This is a genomic window from Candidatus Leptofilum sp., assembly GCF_965223285.1.
In the GTDB taxonomy this organism is placed as follows: domain Bacteria; phylum Chloroflexota; class Anaerolineae; order Promineifilales; family Promineifilaceae; genus Leptofilum.
Genome location: NZ_OZ244997.1, coordinates 3,613,628 through 3,631,931, shown reverse-complemented (window position 1 = coordinate 3,631,931; position 18,304 = coordinate 3,613,628). Strand labels below are relative to the sequence as shown.

General features: G+C 53.7%; 12 protein-coding genes. 11 read left to right on the top strand and 1 reads right to left on the bottom strand.

All coding sequences use genetic code 11. From position 1 onward, the window contains the following. Positions 1–350: 350 nt before the first annotated feature. Positions 351–1,601, bottom strand: coding sequence for a Glu/Leu/Phe/Val family dehydrogenase (locus ACOQPU_RS16340; RefSeq protein ID WP_420640899.1), 1,251 nt, complete (start codon positions 1,599–1,601; stop codon positions 351–353). 372 nt (positions 1,602–1,973) lie between these two features. On the opposite strand from ACOQPU_RS16340, the gene ACOQPU_RS16335 reads away from it, so the two are divergent. The 11 genes from ACOQPU_RS16335 to ACOQPU_RS16285 all read left to right on the top strand — a co-directional run bounded on the left by ACOQPU_RS16335 (position 1,974) and on the right by ACOQPU_RS16285 (position 18,294). Continuing rightward, complete coding sequence (locus tag ACOQPU_RS16335; protein ID WP_420640898.1) at positions 1,974–2,771, top strand: DUF92 domain-containing protein; 798 nt, start codon at positions 1,974–1,976, stop codon at positions 2,769–2,771. Between the two features lie 168 nt (positions 2,772–2,939). After that, positions 2,940–3,866: a WD40 repeat domain-containing protein gene (locus tag ACOQPU_RS16330; protein ID WP_420640897.1), complete on the top strand. Its 927-nt coding sequence runs from the start codon at positions 2,940–2,942 to the stop codon at positions 3,864–3,866. A 163-nt stretch (positions 3,867–4,029) separates the two neighbouring features. Further along, positions 4,030–5,646 carry a sensor histidine kinase gene (locus ACOQPU_RS16325; protein ID WP_420640896.1) on the top strand — a complete coding sequence of 539 codons (1,617 nt, stop codon included), beginning with the start codon at positions 4,030–4,032 and terminating at the stop codon, positions 5,644–5,646. Between the two features lie 148 nt (positions 5,647–5,794). Next, the gene (locus ACOQPU_RS16320) at positions 5,795–7,816 is read left to right on the top strand and encodes a S9 family peptidase (protein WP_420640895.1); all 2,022 of its coding nucleotides are present in this window, start codon (positions 5,795–5,797) and stop codon (positions 7,814–7,816) included. 237 nt (positions 7,817–8,053) lie between these two features. After that, positions 8,054–9,124 carry a peptide chain release factor 1 gene (prfA, locus tag ACOQPU_RS16315; RefSeq protein WP_420640894.1) on the top strand — a complete coding sequence of 357 codons (1,071 nt, stop codon included), beginning with the start codon at positions 8,054–8,056 and terminating at the stop codon, positions 9,122–9,124. Positions 9,125–9,186: 62 nt separating this feature from the next. Continuing rightward, the gene (locus ACOQPU_RS16310) at positions 9,187–9,507 is read left to right on the top strand and encodes a nucleotidyltransferase domain-containing protein (protein WP_420640893.1); all 321 of its coding nucleotides are present in this window, start codon (positions 9,187–9,189) and stop codon (positions 9,505–9,507) included. A 175-nt stretch (positions 9,508–9,682) separates the two neighbouring features. Next, positions 9,683–10,153 (top strand): MaoC/PaaZ C-terminal domain-containing protein, encoded by a 471-nt coding sequence (locus ACOQPU_RS16305; RefSeq protein WP_420640892.1) that lies wholly within the window; start codon positions 9,683–9,685, stop codon positions 10,151–10,153. Positions 10,154–10,173: 20 nt separating this feature from the next. Then, positions 10,174–10,632 (top strand): DIP1984 family protein, encoded by a 459-nt coding sequence (locus ACOQPU_RS16300; protein ID WP_420640891.1) that lies wholly within the window; start codon positions 10,174–10,176, stop codon positions 10,630–10,632. 248 nt (positions 10,633–10,880) lie between these two features. Then, positions 10,881–14,432: a PBP1A family penicillin-binding protein gene (locus ACOQPU_RS16295; protein WP_420640890.1), complete on the top strand. Its 3,552-nt coding sequence runs from the start codon at positions 10,881–10,883 to the stop codon at positions 14,430–14,432. Between the two features lie 266 nt (positions 14,433–14,698). Next, positions 14,699–15,439, top strand: coding sequence for an HAD family hydrolase (locus ACOQPU_RS16290; RefSeq protein ID WP_420640889.1), 741 nt, complete (start codon positions 14,699–14,701; stop codon positions 15,437–15,439). Between the two features lie 323 nt (positions 15,440–15,762). Then, on the top strand, positions 15,763–18,294 hold the full coding sequence (locus ACOQPU_RS16285) for a hypothetical protein (RefSeq protein WP_420640888.1): 2,532 nt from the start codon (positions 15,763–15,765) through the stop codon (positions 18,292–18,294). Positions 18,295–18,304 lie beyond the last annotated feature (10 nt).

The window sequence follows — 18,304 nt, the reverse complement described above, 5'->3', positions numbered from 1 at the left end:
TTTTGCACAAACAAAACTCCCGCGGCAAGCCAACAAGGCCCCCACGGGAGATGTTTTGTTCGTGAGCTGATAAAAAAACTAACAGCCTGACCAGTGTCACCTACCTTTGGATTGATGTCAAGAGCAATTTGTCATGCTCTAACGCAGTAGCTTATCAGGTCAAGCAAAAACAGGCTGAATGTTCACGCTGATTGGCTCTTTTATGTAAAAGCCAAAAAGCATCTTGGATTAGATTGAGCGTAAATTTGGCTTTTACTTGAGCAAACCACTATTTTGCGGATCATCTTACATCAAATTTCTTTTTCTGATTTACATATCTGAGCGATTCAATTTTTTCGTGCTTAACTATCTTAAACCCAACCGCGAAGCTGTACAGCCTGAGCCACTCGGTCCACGGCCACTAAGTACGCCGCCACTCGATTGTTGACTTTCTTTTGCGCCGCCATTTGGTGGACGTCCCAATATGCTTTGGTCATCTTTTGGTCGAGGCGTTCGTGAACCATTTCTTCCGGCCAGTAATATTGGTACGCATTTTGCACCATTTCAAAGTAGCTTACCGTCACCCCACCGGCATTACACAAGAAGTCAGGAATCACGTACACATTGTTCGCGTGGAGTACGTCGTCGGCATTGGGCGTGGTGGGGCCGTTGGCCAACTCAGCAATCATATTGGCCTTGATGTTGGCAGCATTGCGTGACGTGATGACGTTTTCTAGTGCGGAGGGGAAGAGGACATCAACATCCAGTTCGAGCAGTTCTTCATTAGTTATCTGATCAACGCCCTGGGCGTTGGTAACAGACCCGGTTTCAGCTTTGAGCTGCATTGTCTCTTTTGCTTTTAGGCCTTGTGGATTGTAGATACCGCCACGTGAATCGCTAACTGCAACAATCTTCAACCCTAGAATTTCCTCGGCGAGCAGATGGGCAAACGTACCAGCGTTGCCGTACCCTTGAATAGCGGCCGTCGCGCCTTCCACATTAATGTCTAGTGCTTTAGCAGCTTCTCGAACAGTGTAGATACCACCTCGAGCGGTGGCATCGCCCCGACCTGCTGATCCGCCTAGCTCGAGCGGTTTCCCGGTGATGACCCCAGGCTCGCGTTTGCTGGTGATGGTTTCATACTCGTCCATCATCCAGGCCATGATGCGCGGGTGGGTGTACACATCTGGAGCGGGTACATCCTGAAACAGTCCCACATGACTGGCGACTGCCCGCATATAGCCTCTGGAAAGTCGCTCTAATTCAGAGTCAGTGAAATTGCGCGGATCACAAACAACCCCACCTTTGCCGCCACCAAGAGGAATATCCACAACGGCCGTTTTCCAGGTCATCCACGCTGCCAATGCGCGGACGGTATCAATTGTTTCCTCCCAATGAAAACGTAAACCGCCTTTGTTGGGGCCACGGGCATCGTTGTACTGTACCCGGTATCCCTTAAAGACCTGTGTTGTGCCATCATCCATCCGAACAGGAATTGTGAAATGGAACTCGCGCATAGGTTCACGTAAGAAGGCGTGCATACTTGGGTCAAGCTGCAAAATTTCGGCGGCTTTGTCCAACTGGGCTTGAGCAATTGCAAATGGATTCAGATTTTCTGTCATGGTGAATCAGACTCCTTTTGTATAGAGGAAATATTGGGAAGGTGCCAGCATGGCAGTGCACTTAGTAGATGGCAGATAAAACGAGAGGAGAGACAATGTTAGCAGCAAGCTCGTTTTCTGAGTGGCAAAGAGTGAACGATGCCTGCCCAACTTTGGAGATTCTGCCTGTGGCAAGTGTGAACACAGTGTACAAAATTGAAGTTGCTCTGGTAAATAGCTGAAGCTGAAAAGTGGGCGAAATATGACTTTTAGCTGCCGGAAAAGTTACCTTTTTCTGATGGCCAACAGAACTGCCTGTGGCAACACGAACCAGTGCGGCTCTTCACAATTGGGGATGGCTTTGGTAAACTAACTCAGTTTTTTGGAACTTCCATGATCGATCAGCTTGTTCTTGCTTTTTTCCTTAGTGGCTTGGTAGCTGCCTTAGCTTACTGGCGTGGTTCTTTGGCCCCCTCTGGGGTGGCTGGCGCGCTTCTGGTTGGCACCATTATTTATGGCTTGGGTGGCTGGGTGTGGGGCGTTCTATTGGCCCTGTTTTTTATAACGGCCAGTTTGCTCTCTCACTATAAAGAACAGGAGAAGCAAGCCGTGGCCGAAAAATTTGACAAAGGGCATCGGCGTGATTTTGGGCAAGTGATGGCCAACGGTGGCGGTGGAGCTTTGGTTGCCCTGCTGCACGGGGTGTTTCCTTCTCACTGGTGGTTGCCCGTTTTTTTGGGGATTATGGGTACGGTTACGGCCGATACGTGGGCAACGGAATTGGGTACACTTAGCAAACGCCCTCCTCGGCTTATTACTACCGGCAACGTTGTGCCTGTAGGTACATCTGGCGGCATTTCTCCTTTTGGCACGGCCGTTTCTTTTGTGGGCGGATTACTGATTGGGTTCGTTGCCGGATTGCTCGGACAAATGAATCTGGTGAGCTTAACAGTTATTAGCGGCATTGGTGGCCTGGTAGGCTCTCTTTGCGACAGTTTTTTGGGTGCCACTGTTCAGCAAATTTATTATTGTGATATTTGCGACAAAGAGACAGAAAAAAAGGTGCATTGTGGCCAACCCACACGCCCCCTGCGTGGATGGGGATGGATGAATAATGATGTGGTAAACTTTTTGTCTTCCCTTTTCGGTGGGGCAACGGCCGTATTGGTTTATTCTTTATTGGTAGCGTAGCAAACCACAGAAAGTAGTTTGAAAAACGAAAGGCGATTTCTATGTGGTTTGCTCAAGTAAATCACAATTTTGCGGCTCAATTTTCATCAAAGCACTTTTTGTGATTTACAGTAACAACCGACTTTTATCGGACTGCTTCCTCAACAGACATCGCACACAGGAGTGACAATGAAAGCCCAAGCAAGTCCGCCCGGGTTCACGCTCCGGCACAAGCTCAAGGCAAACAACCGAGCCATTACACGCATTGCCTGGTCTCCAGAAGGCACACGGCTGGCGTCTGCTTCCTATGATCAAACTGTCCGCATTTGGGATGCGGAGACTGGCGAACAAATTCGGGAGCTTTACGGCTACAGTGGCTCGGTCTTTACGGTTGTCATTACTGCCGACGGCCGTTTGGCGATTTCTGCCTCTAAAAATGCGCTAAAAGTGTGGGATATGTCCGGCGAGAACCGCTCGCGCACCCTGCGTGGCCACTCAGATTACATTTACGCTGTGGCCGCCACGCCAGACGGCCGTTTTGCGCTTTCTGGCGCATACGATGAAACCATTCGCGTTTGGAACCTGGCCGATGACACGGAAGAGAAGGTGCTTGTAGGCCACAAAGGGCGTATTGGTTGCCTGGCGGTTACGGCAGATAGCCAAACGCTTCTGTCTGGTGCAGCCGACGGCCGCATTAAGCTGTGGGATTTGGAAAGTGGGCAAACTCGGCTAACGCTTGATGGGCATCGTGGCGAAATATTGGACCTTACCCTGTCGCCCGATGGACAACAGTTTGCTTCCGCCTCCCACGATGGTGATGTGCGCCTCTGGCACCTCAACGGGGAGCCAATCACGCATCTAGACGACCATGACAAATCAGTAACGGCCGTATCTTTCTCTGCTGATGGCCGACTGCTGGCAACCAAATCAGCCGACAGTACCGTTTGTATTTGGCGCACAGACAGGTGGGAACCTGTTGCCATCCTTGAAGAGCCACACTCCAAGTTTGCCTTCTCTGGGCTTGCATTCCACCCAAGCCAACCTGCCCTTGCCACTCTGGGCGAAAAAGACAAAATCATCCGCATTTGGGATTTGGACATAGCGCAATGGTTCTAAAGAACCATTTTTTCGACCAAAAAAGAAGTCTCACGTGCCAAAAACCATGCTAAGATGATGAGGAATGGTCCTTGGTAAATTCTCGGTTTCATTTTGCCTGACTGAGCCAGAAAATAATAATGATATTGGCAAATCATTTTAATATGAAGAATTTTGATTAACCATGTATCAAGAAATCGAGCGCGCAGCAACCGAACAAAACAAAAGGGTCATTGTCCACGCCACGTTAGATACAGCACTCAATATCCTGAGTTATTCGCCTGAATTACGCCAATGGGCCTGTGTAAAAAGTGAAGAACTGATTGGCACCAACTTTTTCGACCTATTCCCACAGCTTGAACCACGCCAGCAACATATTTTTGAGCAGTTAGAGCGATCGGGTGCTGTTTTTACGTACCCAAATGTGTCCTTTGCCCAAAACCCAAATCCAGACCAGGTTTTTGATCTGCAAATTGAGCCCTTCCCTGAGCTGATCAATCGATTGCTGCTTACCATTATCCCAGTCTCAAATCCGGCCAATGTAACGGATCGGGAGAAAAATATGGCGATATTGGCGCGCCATAATCGGGAGCTATTGTTATTAAACCGGGCTAGCCAAATACTCACGGCGACGCTGGATATTGACGAAGTGCTGGATCGCCTGCTGCAAGTGACTGTACAGATTATTAGTGCCATTGGCAGCTCTGTTTGGCTGTGGGAAGATGAAAATCAGGAGAAGTTGATTTGTCGCGCAGCATTTCATCCTGGTACGGAGCAGCTTTTGCTGGGGCAGTCGGTTCATTCAGGGAACGGGATCGTAGGCTGGGTGGCCAAGAATAATGAAGGCACGATTGTATCTGATGCCCCATCAGACGGCCGTTTCTATCCCCACATCGACAGTAACAGCGGTTTTATTACCAACTCCATCCTGGCAGTACCCATTCACCTGCGCAACCGGGTGCTAGGCGTGCTGGAAGTTGTGAACAAGAAGAACGGCCGTTTCCAATCACAAGACCTCAGCTATGCCCAAATGTTGGCTGCCTCAGCCGCCATTGCCATTGACAATGCCCAACTCATCCAAACCTTACGCAGCAAAATGGATGATTTGAAGACGCAAAATGCCGAGCTGGCCGCTTTCGACCACACCGTGGCCCACGATTTGCAGAACCCACTAGCGTTGGTGGTAGGTTTTGCCGATTTGCTAAAATCTACTGGCGATGAGATCGCCGCAGAGGAGCAGGCGCGTGCCTTAGACTTGCTTGTGCAAAACGCGCACCGCATGAGCAACATCATCCAGGAGCTACTAGTGCTTTCCAGCGTGCGCAAGCGAGATGTGGAAATGCATCCGCTAGATATGACGGAGATTGTGCTCGGCGCGTTAGATCGGCTGCGCTTTACCATGCAGAAATACAATGTGCGCCTCATCTTGCCTGAATCTTGGCCCGTGGCCAGTGGGTATGCGCCGTGGATTGAGGAAGTGTGGGAGAATTACATTGGCAATGGCCTAAAGTATGGCGGCAAACCGCCCAAAATTGAATTAGGTAGCGATATTTTGACGGACGGCCGTATCAAATTCTGGGTGCAGGACAACGGACAAGGTGTTGATCCCGAAAAACATCATCAACTGTTTACGCCATTTACCCAACTAAGCCAGGTGCGTGTAACCGGGCACGGATTGGGTCTTTCTATTGTGCGGCGCATCATAGAAAAGCTGGGGGGCGAAGTGGATGTTGAAAGCGAAATAGGTAAGGGCAGCAGATTTAGCTTTATCTTGCCTGCCTACCAACTCCCCGCTGAATAAACAGGTTTACGCTGGCAGACCCGACCGCGCCGCGTTATCATTTCCCAATTCAGTAATCTGTAATCAGTCTTCAATAATCGGTGGTCACTATTCACCGTTTACTGATCACTGAATACTGTCTACTGCCCACTGATTTTATGGAGGTACCATGTCTCAAGCACAAAAACGGCCAATTGCCGCCGATGATTTATACAAACTTGAACTTGTTTCTGACCCGCAAATTTCCCCCGATGGCACACAGATCATTTTTGGCCTGACCCGCGTAGACCGCAAAACGGAGAAGAAATTCACAAACCTGTGGGTCGTCTCCACCGACGGCAGCCGCCCTGCTCGCCAATTTACCTACGGAGATCACACAGACACCCACCCACGCTGGTCGCCAGACGGCCGTTCCCTTGCCTTCCTCTCCAACCGCAAAGATGAAAAACAGTTCCAAATTTACATCATTCCCATCGACGGTGGGGAAGCCCGCCCGGTAAGCAAAATGGAAGGGAGTTTTGCTGGCTTTGTTTGGTCGCCAGACGGCACCAGATTTGTTACCCAGTTCCGCAAAAAAGACGCCGACGCCATCGAGCGAGAAAAGGATGAGCAGAAAAAGAAGTTGGGGGTGGTTAGCCGCCACATCACCACGCTCGATTACAAGTTTGACGGCGGTGGCTACACGCCAGCCGAAAAGTGGCATATCTGGACCATTGACGCTGCCAGCGGTGAAGCCACCCAGCTCACCGACGGCGACCAATTTAGCGAAACCCAACCCCAATGGACCCCAGACGGCCGTACCCTCATCTTCATCTCCAACCGCGACCCCCAGCCAGACATGAATTGGGATCAGACTGAGCTTTACAGCATATCGGTCAACGGTGGCGAAATGAGGCTGATTCCCACGCGCGAAGGGCGCAAATTCAATCACACCATTTCGCCTGACGGCAACTGGATTGCCTACATGGGGCGCAAGCAAAAAGGGCGTTGGTACCAAAACGACTGCCTCTACGTTGCCCCGATTGAGGGCGGCACCCCACGCAACCTGTCCGCAGACACAGATTTGCATCTGTCCATTGTTACCCTAACAGACGTGGGTAGCGGTACGCCGCAAACCTTGCCCACCTGGTCAGTAGACGGCCGTACCATTTACATCCAGGCCACCGAAAAAGGCAACCAGCCCCTGCTCGCCTTCAGCACCGATCCCGACAACCCTGGCTACCAGCGCATCATCAACGACGCCGGACTGGTGGGCAGCTTCAGCCTGGACGCCGCCCAACAAACCGTCGCCTATCTTTGGGGCGATTTATCCGCCCCTGCCCGCGTCTGCACCCGCACTTTGGCCGATGACACCACCCAAACCCTCACCAGCTTCAACCAGGAACTCCTGGCCGAGTTAGAAAGAGGCAACATCGAAGAAGTGTGGTTCAAAGCCAAAGATGGCACCGACCTGCACGGCTGGATTATGACCCCGCCCAACTTTGATCCCAGCCAGAAATACCCTTCCATTTTGGAAATTCATGGCGGCCCGCAAACGCAATACGGCCGTGCCTACTTCCACGAACTGCACCTGCTGGCAGCCCAAGGGTATGTCGTCTACTGGAGCAACCCACGCGGCAGCCAAGGATATGGTGAAGATTTTGCCGGAGCGATTTACAATCGCTGGGGTACGGTTGATTTTGAAGACGTGATGGCCTGGACCGACTATGTAGAAAAGTTGCCCTACATCGATACCAAACGCATGGGCGTCACCGGCGGCAGCTACGGCGGCTACATGACCACCCTCATCATCGGTAAGACCAATCGGTTCAAAGCGGCCGTTGCCCAGCGCGTGGTTAGCAACTTCATCAGCTTCTACGGCTCCAGCGACATGAACATTGGAACGGAATATCTGTTTGGTGCTGAAAAAGCCCCCTGGGATGATTTGGAAAATTATTGGCGGCAGTCCCCTATCGCCTATATCGGCAACGCCACCACACCGACGCTGCTCATCCACAGCGAAGCCGACTACCGCTGCGACCACGAGCAGGGCGAGCAAGTCTTTGTCGCTCTCAAAAAGCTGGGGGTAGACACTGAGCTGGTGCTCTTTCCTGAAGAGTCACACGGCCTCTCCCGCGCCGGCCGCACAGACCGCCGCATCGAGCGGCTCAACCACATGCTCCGCTGGTTTGAGACGTACCTCAAATTGTAAAAGCCAAGAAGAATCATGCATTAGATTAACCGCAAATTTGGCTTTTACTTGAGCAAACCACAGAGAGATTGTTCTCTGGTATTCAAATTACTTTCTGTGGTTTGCAATAATCCGTTATAATAGCTCCCGCAAAAACAAAATTTACTTATTTGAGAAATATTGAGAGTAGAGATTGGAAGTTAGAGATTAAAAGCATCGCCAATCTCTAATCTCCAGTCTCCAATCTCCTTTCAACATATGTTAGATAAGATTAAACAAGTCGTCACCCGCTACGACGAAATTGAGCGACAAATGACAGACCCGGCTGTGTTGGCCGACCACGTAAAGCTCACCGAACTGGCGCAGGAGCGTTCCGACTTGCAGCCATTGGTGGAAGCATACCGCGAGCATGAGCGCGTTGTGCAAGAGTTGGCAGACGCTCGCGAACTTGTTGAACTAGAAGAGGGCGAAATGGCCACGCTGGCGGAGGAAGAGGTCAAGGATTTAGAAGCACGCCTGGAATCGCTGGATGGCGAGATGCGTCGCCTGCTGGTGCCAAAAGACCCGCGCGACGAGCGCAACGTCTTCGTGGAAATTCGGGCTGGAGCTGGTGGCGATGAAGCTGGTATTTTTGCCGCCGATCTGCTGCGCATGTACATGCGGTACGCCGAAGGCCGCAAATGGAAGCCGACCATTTTGGAAGAAAATGCTACAGGCGTGGGTGGCTACAAAGAAGTGATTTTTTCGGTAAAGGGCAAGGGGGCCTACTCACGCTTTAAGTATGAAAGCGGGGTGCATCGGGTGCAGCGCGTGCCGCAAACGGAGTCGCAGGGGCGCATCCACACTAGCACGGCCACCGTGGCCGTCATGCCAGAGATGGATGAGGTGGACATTACCATCGACCCGAAGGATTTAGAGATTACGGCGACCTTTTCCTCCGGGCCGGGTGGGCAACACATGCAAAAGAACGCTACGGCCGCACGAGTCGTTCACATTCCTACCGGCATGTTTGTCAAAATTCAGTCGGAGCGCAGCCTAACGCAGAACAAGCAGTTGGGTATTGCTATCATCCAGGCCAGGTTGCAAGAAATTGAGGAAGAAAAGCAGAATACGGCCGTTGCCGCCGACCGCAAGTCACAAATTGGTACGGGGGATCGCAGTGAAAAAATCCGCACCTACAACTACCCACAGGGGCGCGTCACCGACCATCGCATTGGCCTGAGCAGCTATAACCTGCCCGCCGTCATGGATGGCGATATTGACCAATTCATTGATGCCCTCACCGTGGCCGATGAAGCAGAAAAGCTAGCCGCATTGAATGAACCATAAGCTCCTACTTTTCCAGGAAAACGCTTTTTACACCAGCGTCAGGGCTTTTTTTAGGTGACCCGATGAAAGAAAATCCAGAGATTAAGTTAATTACAGATTGTATTGTACGTGAATATCAGCCCGACAAAATCATTCTGTTTGGTTCTTGGGCAAGAGGTAACGCCACCAACGAAAGCGACATTGATTTACTTATCATCTCTGACCGGGAAAAAAACCTCCCACGTTATAAACGCGGGTTAGATATTCGCATATTGCTAAGTCAGTTTGCATCGCCAAAAGACATTTTGTTTTATACCCACGATGATGTAGAACGTTGGCGCGACGTACCGCAAACATTTGTAAACACCGTCTTAACTGAGGGACGGGTTTTATATGAGCGATAAAACAAAAGAGCACACGTTGCTGTGGCTCGATAAAGCGGCCAATGATTTAAAAAATGCAGAGATAATCTTGGCTGCGTCAACGGAATCCCCTCCGCTAGATACAGTTTGCTTTCACTGTTTTGACGATAGTAAGAAAAAAGCCTAACAAACAGAATTTTTATGGAGTGTTTTTTGCATGAGTAAACTCACTTACCAACCACGGGGTCGCTACTTTGAACAGTTTGAAGTGGGGCAGGAGTTGATAACGGCCGCACGCACCATCACCGAAGCCGACATTGTCAACTTTGCCGGAATGACGGGTGACTATAACCAGATTCATACCGATGCTGAGTTTGCCGCCAAAGACACCTTTGGCCAGCGCATTGCCCATGGGCTGCTGGTGCAATCCATCGCCACCGGGCTAGCCGTGCAGTCGGGCATTATCGAAGGTACCGTACTGGCCTTCCGGGAGCTGAGTGCCAAATTTAGCTTGCCCGTGTTTATTGGCGATACCGTTCATGTGGAGCTGAAAATCACCGAGACGAAACCGCTGCGCAGATTGGGCGGCGGGAACATAAACATGAAGTACGCCGTTTATAACCAGCATGGCAAAGCGGTACAGCGTGGCGATTGGGTCATGCTGATCAAAAGCCAAAATAATTCGTAGACTTAGGGAGGAGCTATACAATGAAACTTGCAGAAGCACTTATTTTACGTGCAGATGCCCAAAAGCGAATTGAACAATTAAAACAGCGGCTTCTTGACAATGCCAAAGTTCAGCAGGGCGATAAGCCTGGAGAATCACCAGCTGAGCTAATCGACGAACTTGAAGAACTGGCTGCCACGCTATCTTCACTCATTCAAAAAATCAATCGCACGAACGTCAATACATATTTGGATAACGAAACCACAGTTGCAGACGCTTTGGCCTTGCGAGACATACTAAAATTGAAGCATGGCGTTTATCGCGATTTAGCGAAGGCGGCCACGATCACGCAAGGCCGTTTCACGCGTTCAGAAATCAAATTTGTAAGTACGGTCAATATTTCGGAAATACAACAAACTGCCGACAGCCTGGCGCGGGAGCATCGAGAGTTGGATGCCGCAATTCAGGCAGTAAATTGGACGACAGACCTTATAGATTAACGGAACTGTTTTGCTGGTAGCTGTTTGGTAAAAGCGGGCACAAACCCCGCCAATTGGGTAAATTGGCTCCTGGTAAAGTCGAGGGACTTTGGGGTTCGACTCCCCACCTTACAGGGTACGCCTCGTAATGTTACAAGCGTATCGGGTAATGTAAAAGTTACTACCGTGTGCAGGTTTATTAAACAGTGAGGGTGGGTCTGGGGATTTATACAAAACAGTGTCCATGATAAAGGCGATTTTTTTAACGAATGAGTGACGAACAGGAACGGCCGTTGCCCCCCAACGAGCCAGAAGAAACCCCAAAACCAACGCCGCCACCAAACGACGATGAAGCGTTTGGCACGGTGTCGCTGTTTGATTTGATGGAAGAGGCGGGCGATGAAGAAACGCCAGAAACCATCGTCCTGCGGCCAGACCTACGGCCGCCTCAACCAATCACACCCCAAACAGCCGCAGATTCGCCCGAACAGGAATTGGATACGGCCGTTCCCGCTAGCGAAGAGGTGGCTGCCGAAAACGCCCCCACCGAACCCGCCGATGACGAGCAAACCCTCACTATCGGCATCCCCAACACAGACGATGAAGACACGGGCGATTTGCCTCCGCTCCAGCCAGCGCGGCCCAAACCTGCGCCATTGCCACTCACCCCATCCAAGCTGCGCCCCATCGAACGGCCGCCCGTTGAAGACCCCGACGCCACCGAAGTATCGCCGGATTTAGCCATTCCTGCCCCGGAACGGCCGCCTTCTGAACTACCCACCCAAATTCATCCCCGTCAGCAGCCACCGGCCCAGCCCGACCCGCGCACCGTGATGCGCCCCAGGCGCGAAGCCCCGACCCCGACCCAGCCGCGGCCTCGCCGGGAGCCGCCACGCCGCCAGCCAGACCAGGCTACACAGACCAAACGGCCACAACGCCAAGCGCAGCCTACTGGACAGGTGGTGATGCCCAGGCAAGAACCCAAGCCGCGTCCTAAGCGGCAAGCCCCCGGACGGCGCAATTGGGGCGGCTGTCTCATTCGCGGGGTGGTAATTAGCCTGATGCTGGGCGTGGTCGCACTCGCCCTCACCGCTGCGGGATTAGCCATTGGCTACCGCGTTATTGCCAGCGATTTGCCACCTGTTACGGAGCTGGAAAATCGCGTCAGCACCTTTGAGACGGCCCGCATTTATGACCGCAACGGCAACGAACTTCTCTCCCTGGCTGATCCCAACGTGGGTAACCGCACCCGCGTGCCGCTGGATCAAATCTCTGAACACCTCATCCAGGCCACCATTGCTACCGAGGATTCTCGCTTTTACGAGAATTTCGGCTTCGATACGATTGCCATCGCCCGCGCTATTTTGCAAGCCGCGCAGGAAGGCGAAGCCGTCTCCGGTGCCAGCACCATCACGCAGCAGGTGGTGCGCGCCACCTTGCTGGATGAGGAGGAGCGCGCCGAGCGCACCTTCCGCCGCAAAGTGCGCGAAATTATCCTGGCGGCCGAGATGTTTAACACCTACGAAAAAGACACCATACTGGAAATTTACCTGAACGAAATTTATTATGGCAATCTAGCCTACGGCATTGAAGCGGCCGCCGAAACCTATTTTGACAAATCGGCGGCGGATTTGACGCTGGCGGAAGCCTCTTTGCTGGCAGGATTGCCCCAATCCCCCGCCAGTTGGGACCCGTACACGGCCCCGCTTCTGGCACTAGGCCGCCAATCTGAAGTGCTAACGCTCATGGCTTCTGAGCAGTATATCTCCACCGCCGAAGCACAGGCGGCTCTCAATGAAACGGGCGCATTCATTTACGACATGACGCCGCCCGTGCGAGAAATCACCTATCCTCACTTCAGCATCACGGTGCTGCAGCAGGCGGAAGAGATGCTGGGGGCGCAAAATATTTATCGGGGCGGCCTGCGGATTCACACGACGCTAGACCCTACCGCCCAACAGTTAGCGGAAACGACGCTGGCCAACGCCCGCCCCAATATCAACGCGGCCGGGGCCAATAATGCGGCGATGGTGGTGCTAGAGCCATCCACCGGGGAGATTTTGGCGTTGGTGGGCAGCGTCGATTTTGACGATGAGGCAATTAGCGGCCAGGTGAACATGGCGCTGGCGCCTCGTCAGCCCGGTTCAACCATTAAACCATTTGTATACCTTTCTGCTATGGAGCAGGGCTGGACGCCCGCGACGCTAATTTGGGATGTGCCAACGTCGTTCCCCAACGGCACGAATCCACCGTATGAGCCCAAAAATTACGACAATGAATTTCATGGCCCGCTGCGCTTACGGCCGTCGCTGGGCAACTCCTACAACATTCCGGCAGTCAAAGCATTAGAGTTTGTGGGCGTGTGCAACTTTATTGACAATGTGCAAAAAATTGGGCTGGCTTCGCTGCAAGACCCGGGCTGTGTGGAGCAAAGTGCGCCACGCAATTACGGCCTGGCACTGTCGCTGGGCGGTGGCGAAATTAGTCCACTGGAGATGGCTGGCGCGTTTGGTACGCTGGCCAATCAGGGCAACTTTGTGCCTCCGTTCACCATCCGCCGCATCGAAAACAGTGCAGGCGAAATCTTGTTCCAGGAACTGGCCCCCGATCCAGCGGTGACGCAGGTGGTGCGCCCAGAACACGCTTTTTTGTTGAGCGATATTTTGTCGGACAACAGTGCCCGCCAGCCAGAGTTTGGCACGAACAATACGTTGGTCATCCCTGGCCATCGGGTGGCGGCCAAAACGGGTACGTCTGGCACCGACCAGTTTGACGTGCGGGATGGCTGGACGATTGGGTACACGCCGCAGGTGGTTACGGTCGTTTGGGTGGGCAACACCAATAATGAACCAATCGGCGAGGGACAGTCCGGCACGCGTGTGGCCTCGCCTATCTGGAACAGCTTCATGACGCAGTTTTTGGCCAATAGGCAGCCGGTGGAGTTTGTACGGCCGTCTAGCGTGGTAGACATCGAGATTTGCAGCGATTCTGGCACCCGCCCCGGCAACGACTGCATCGATCGCCGCATCGAGCGCTTTGCCGAAGACCAGCCGCCTTTGAGCAGCGAGCAAGATTTCATTCAGGCAGTGCAGCTAGATTTATGGACAGGCTTGCAAGCCAATGAATTTTGCGCCGAGAATGTGTACTCGGCCAGCTTCTTTACCCTGCTCGTAAGCGGTGGCGAAACCGTGGATGCGCGTGAGGAAACGGTAGCACAGGATTGGCTGGAAGAGTCGTCCGCTGGCCAGGCATGGGCCAACAGCCGCAACATCGCCGTGCCGCTGCGCCTGCCGCCAACCCAATCGTGCGATGCAAATACAGCTCGCCCACAAATTGTGATTAGCCAGCCAGCGGCGGGCAGCGAGATTATTGATACCGTGGAAATTCGAGGTTCGGTGAGTGCGCCGGGCTTTGGTGGCTACCAAGTGGAGTACGGCTTTGGCAACGATCCAGGTGGCTGGGGCTTGGTGCAGGAGCGGCAAGATTTGAGTGTGGAAAACGGATTGCTGGCCGAGTGGGACACATCTTCGCTGAGCTACGCTGGGCCACTGACGATTCGCGTGCTGCTGTTTGGCCCGGATAATCCCAGCACGCCGGAGGAAGATCGAGCCATCGCCGAAGAGCGGGTGACGGTGACGCTGCTGGAACCAACGCCAACGGCCACACCGACGGCTACCTCAACGGCCACACCAACGCAGACACCTACGGCAACGCCCACCAATGAGCCAACTGGCACCGCCACGCCCACCACAGAGAGCACGCCAACGGGAACGGCCGTTCCTACGGGAACCGCCATCCCCAGTGCCACCCCGACGCCGTAGAAAAAATTTCATACAAAGTCGCAAAGGAACCATGTTTTTCCTTTGCGACTTTGCGTGAGTTAAGTGTATTGCCCGTTAAATTGTTCGGTTCCAATCGCAACTGGTCCAATCAGTCGCCAAGTTGCCCAAATTTTGCGTGAAAATGCACGCCAATTCCCACGGAAATTAGCATTCAGGCCAGTTTTGATGTGACCTTCACGCCATCGCCTTGTCCATAAAAGTACAATGGCAAGTCATGATAGATCACATTCAGGCAAGGTTGATGTATGAGTTCATCGCAGAGCGCACGGCAAGTTGGGACAGTAACGGCCGTTCTCTTTGATTGGGATTTCACGCTGGCATATTCGCTGGGGCTGTACGTTTCCCATGTGGCCCGCACCACCACGTTGTTCCAAAAATATGGCGTCGTTTGCACCGAGGCGGACGTCACCGCCGCCCAAAAATCGCTGGAAGCAGACATTGCCAGCGGCAAGATGATGGGGTCACTGAGGCCGCAAAAGAAGCGGGAGATTATCCGACTGTACCGGGAGCTGCTGCGCCGCCTCAACCATCCCGACGACAGTTATGAATTTGCCTACGAAGTGTATGCGGGCTACGGGTTATTGCCCCACTTTTTGTTCGATGATGTGCGGCCTACCCTGCGCGCATTGCAAGACCGAAACCTGAAGCTAGGCATCCTCTCTAACCACTCATCCTCCGTACGCAGCACCATTGAGCAGCTTGTGGGCGACATCATCCCCCAAACCCGAATTACGATCAGCGAGGAAGTGGGGGTACACAAGCCGGGCAAAACGATCTTCCAGCGAGCCGCAAGCAAGCTGCGTCAGAAACCGGCCAACTGTCTGTACGTGGGGGATAATTTAGAGGTGGATGCCAAAGCGGCCGTACAGCCCGGCGGCTACGCTGGTGGAGTTTGGATTGACCGCTACGAGCGGCAGCAGCCCGACTTCCTCCCAGCAAATGTCCACCGCGTTACCAACCTCACCCAGCTTATCTTGCTGCTATAATTTTGCCCCCAATTTTTCTCCTCGTAGGGTCATCGCATATCGCCGCATCGCCGGAGGCTAAAGCCATCCGGCTAGTTGTGGAAGCCCAACTGGGCTTGAAAAATAGGCCCATCGGGCCTTTCATAGGTAGTAGGGGTATTTGTGCCTACGCGCGCATGGAAGAAAAACCGAGTATGCAATTTGCCCCTTCTTCTTCGTGAATTGCTACGAATCAATAGGGCCATGTGTTAAAATGGGCGTGCCTTGCAATGCGGTAGCCAATTCACTTTGATTTTGAGTAGCAAAAAAATGTGTCCGAAAACAATCCTCGGAGGTGGCGGATCATGGGAAGTAAACTGACGGTTCCAGCGAAATTAAATGGCCAAAAGCGTAAATTTTTCTTGTTGATGGCTTTTATGGTCACGTTGTTGCTGATTGTTGGTTGCCAGGAGGAGCAGGCTGATGATCAACCGGTGGCGGCAACAGCAACCGTCAGCGAAACGGCCGTTCCCCCCACAGAAGCTACCGAGGTAGAAGAAAACCCGGAAGCTGACGTTGCCCCGCTGCCAGATGGCCTCAATTTGGTGGGTGACGTGCAGGCCATTGAGGGAGAAGAGATCGCTGTGGACGTTCCCGCTGATGCCGAGGCAAATCTGCTCGATTTGTACGGCTGGGACGGCACGCGCTGGGTCTTTATCCCCTCCACGTTTGATGCTGCCACCGGGCAGCGCCACACCGCCGACCAAACCTTGTACCAGGCCGTTGCCCTGGTGCAGGCCGACGCGCCAGATGCACCCACAATCGGTGAAGTTTGGCGCGATGACGCAGGTGACCTCACCTTGTCTGTGCCGCAAGACGCCAGCGGCCTGGATGAACAGTCGATTGCCTTGGGCGAAAACGCAGACACGGTTTACCTTCAGCTTCCACTCGATCCGCACGCGTACGGTGAGGATGGGGCTGTCGAGCAAATTCTCACCTGGGCTACGGACAACATTGATCGGCGCAAGCTGGTGGCGCTCATTCCCACTGGGCCAGTGGTCCAGTCTGGCGAGGCGTGGACGGCACTGTCTCCCGACGCGTTGGTGGCCCACTTTGGTGCGCTGGAAGTTGTGGGGGATGCGGAACTGGTCACGCCGGAAACGGCCGTTGAGGTGGCGCTTTCAGGGGCTGTTTCGGCGATTGAGTGGGATGAAGCGGCTTCTGCGTACCGGTACACGGTGGGTGAGGAGACAGTTTGGTTAGTACCCTCGACTGCTGTGATGATGAGGATGGAAACGGCCGTACCCTACAATCTCCAAGGCGTCGCCTTCACCACCCCGGTTAACCTGTCTGATGCTGCTCAGGTCACCGAGCCAGCCATTATCTGGACCGTGTTGGATGACGCGGAAAACGTCATCGCCACTGAAAGCGGCAGCACCACAACCTTCAGTTGGGCCGGGGCCGCTGAACCGAGCGACTTCACAGTCCAGGCCGATTTTGTCTCTGGCGAGGAAACCTTTGCTTTAGGCACCCTGCCCATTACCGTCGCCGCGGCCGAGACGTCAGAAGAAGTTGCTGAGGGTGACGACGCTGCCACTATCGCCACCGGCATTCTAAAGGTCAATGCTTTCGTACGCACCGGCCCTGGCGAAGGGTACGCTAAATTCCCTGGTATCCTCCTGCGCGACAGTGAAATTGAACTCTTGGGGCGAGATGAATTTGGCTACTGGTTCTACATTCCCTTTGAAAACAGTGACGGGGCGCAAACCGGCTGGGTCGCCGCCTCGTTGGTTGAATTGGATGCCGCCGTTGAAGTCGATGCGCTGGAAGATTTGTCCGACATCGTCGTAGAAGCCCCAGCCGCCACCATCGCGGAGGCACCTGCCCCCACACCCGCCCCCGCCGACGACCCCGTCGCCGGAGAAACACCTGCGCCCGCGCCGCCTTCTGGCCCACCGCCGCCCGTTTCTGCCCCACCCGTGGCAGTCGGCGGCTTTGAATTGGGCGGGCAAACCCACTCCTTTAGCGCACCCCACCTCATGGCAGCCTCCGGCATGACCTGGGTGAAATTCCAGCACAAATGGGGCGAAAGCGACAATCCCAACGATTTAGCCGGGCGGATCAACGATGCCCACGCCCTCGGCTTCAAAGTGCTGTTAAGCATTCCCGGCGCCAACACCTACCCGGAGAGTATTAACTTTGGTGCCTATGTCGAATTTCTGGCGGGCGTGGCCGCATTGGGGCCAGACGCCATCGAAGTGTGGAACGAGATGAACATTGATTTTGAATGGCCTGCCGGGCAGATTGACCCCGCCAGCTACGTCAACAACATGCTGGCGCCCGCCTACAATGCCATTAAAGCTGCCAACCCCAACGTGATGGTGATTAGCGGTGCGCCCGCGCCCACCGGCTTTGACAACAACACCAACGCCTGGGCCGATAACCGCTACATGGCCGGGGTGCTGGCCGCGGGCGGCGGCAACTACGCCGACTGCATCGGGGCACATTACAATGCCGGAGCCAGTTCCCCCTCCACCGTGTCCGGGCACCCCACGGGCAGTGCCCATTACAGTTGGTATTTGCTGCCCACACTGAACGTGTATGCGCAGCTAGGCAAACCGGTTTGTTTTACTGAATTGGGCTACTTATCTGGGGAAGATTATGGGGGCGTACCGGAGCGGTTTGGCTGGGCGGCAGGCACGACGGTGGACCAACATGCGGGCTGGCTGGCCGAGGCGGTAGGTGTGGCGGCCAACACGGGCAAAGTGCGGCTAATCATCGTCTTTAATGTGGACTTTACCCACTGGGGCGATGACCCGCAGGCAGGCTATGCCATGATCCGCCAAAACGGCGGCTGCCCCGCCTGCGACACCTTAGCGCGGGTCATGGGTCGTTAGCGGACAACAT

Coding starts and splice junctions, on each gene's coding strand:
- ACOQPU_RS16340 (WP_420640899.1), bottom strand. CDS start 1,601: ATGACAGAAAATCTGAATCCATTTGCAATTGCTCAAGCCCAGTTGGAC.
- ACOQPU_RS16300 (WP_420640891.1), top strand. CDS start 10,174: ATGAAACTTGCAGAAGCACTTATTTTACGTGCAGATGCCCAAAAGCGA.
- ACOQPU_RS16320 (WP_420640895.1), top strand. CDS start 5,795: ATGTCTCAAGCACAAAAACGGCCAATTGCCGCCGATGATTTATACAAA.
- ACOQPU_RS16305 (WP_420640892.1), top strand. CDS start 9,683: ATGAGTAAACTCACTTACCAACCACGGGGTCGCTACTTTGAACAGTTT.
- ACOQPU_RS16330 (WP_420640897.1), top strand. CDS start 2,940: ATGAAAGCCCAAGCAAGTCCGCCCGGGTTCACGCTCCGGCACAAGCTC.
- ACOQPU_RS16295 (WP_420640890.1), top strand. CDS start 10,881: ATGAGTGACGAACAGGAACGGCCGTTGCCCCCCAACGAGCCAGAAGAA.
- prfA (WP_420640894.1), top strand. CDS start 8,054: ATGTTAGATAAGATTAAACAAGTCGTCACCCGCTACGACGAAATTGAG.
- ACOQPU_RS16285 (WP_420640888.1), top strand. CDS start 15,763: ATGGGAAGTAAACTGACGGTTCCAGCGAAATTAAATGGCCAAAAGCGT.
- ACOQPU_RS16325 (WP_420640896.1), top strand. CDS start 4,030: ATGTATCAAGAAATCGAGCGCGCAGCAACCGAACAAAACAAAAGGGTC.
- ACOQPU_RS16290 (WP_420640889.1), top strand. CDS start 14,699: ATGAGTTCATCGCAGAGCGCACGGCAAGTTGGGACAGTAACGGCCGTT.
- ACOQPU_RS16310 (WP_420640893.1), top strand. CDS start 9,187: ATGAAAGAAAATCCAGAGATTAAGTTAATTACAGATTGTATTGTACGT.
- ACOQPU_RS16335 (WP_420640898.1), top strand. CDS start 1,974: ATGATCGATCAGCTTGTTCTTGCTTTTTTCCTTAGTGGCTTGGTAGCT.